At 71.1% G+C, this 682-nt stretch carries 1 protein-coding gene and 1 pseudogene; both read left to right on the forward strand.

Annotated features, from left to right (window positions below; translation table 11 throughout):
* Positions 1 to 155, forward strand: a pseudogene (locus tag E1295_RS52790) (RNA-guided endonuclease TnpB family protein); the annotation flags it as partial.
* A gap of 159 nt (positions 156 to 314) precedes the next feature.
* Positions 315 to 682, forward strand: a 368-nt coding sequence (locus E1295_RS48315; RefSeq protein WP_181958167.1) for an MFS transporter, incomplete at its 3' end; no start/stop codon positions are given.

The raw sequence follows: 682 nt of genomic DNA on the forward strand, positions 1-682 counted from the left end.
GGCGCGGTCCATGACCGGGACGTCAACGCGGCCAGGAACGTGCTCGCCGCCGGGCTGGCGGAGAGCTGAAACGCCTGTGGAGCTGGTGTCAGACCTCAACGAGAGTCCTCTCGGACGGGCAACCGGCGATGAAGCAGGAACCCTCACGGGCGACCGTGGGAATCCCCCTCCTTCAGGAGGGGGAGGATGTCAATACGCGTTCTCGGTCTTTCCGGCTCGCTCATGACGGCGGGATCGGCGGGCGCGCTGTCGCTGCTGGCCTGGTCGCAGGTGACGTCACTGGCCCAGCTCTACCTAGAGAGAGTGTGTGCGGAGTGCTCGGCGTGGCCTCGGCGATGGTGCTGTACGAGGCCGCGTTCGCGGTGATCGTGGCCTGGTTCGACGCGACGCGGCGGGCACGGGCGCTGCTGGCGGTGACCGTGGTGGCGGGGTTCGCGTCGAGCATCTTCCTGCCGCTCACGGGGCTGCTGGTCGAGGTGTACGGGTGGCGGCCCGCGCTGGTCGCCCTGGCCGCCGGGTACGCCCTGGTCGCGGTGCCGCTGCACTGGCTCGCGGTGCGGGGGGCGGGCGCCCGTCCACGTAGACCAGCGCGAGATCGTCGGGGCCGCCCGTGGTGGGGCGGAGCACGGCCGGCGCCGTCGGGGCCGTGGTGCTGTTCGGGCTGGGGTTGTCTCTTATACAC

Origin of the sequence: Nonomuraea mesophila (assembly GCF_004352805.1) — a bacterium.
In the GTDB taxonomy this organism is placed as follows: Bacteria; Actinomycetota; Actinomycetes; order Streptosporangiales; family Streptosporangiaceae; genus Nonomuraea; species Nonomuraea longispora.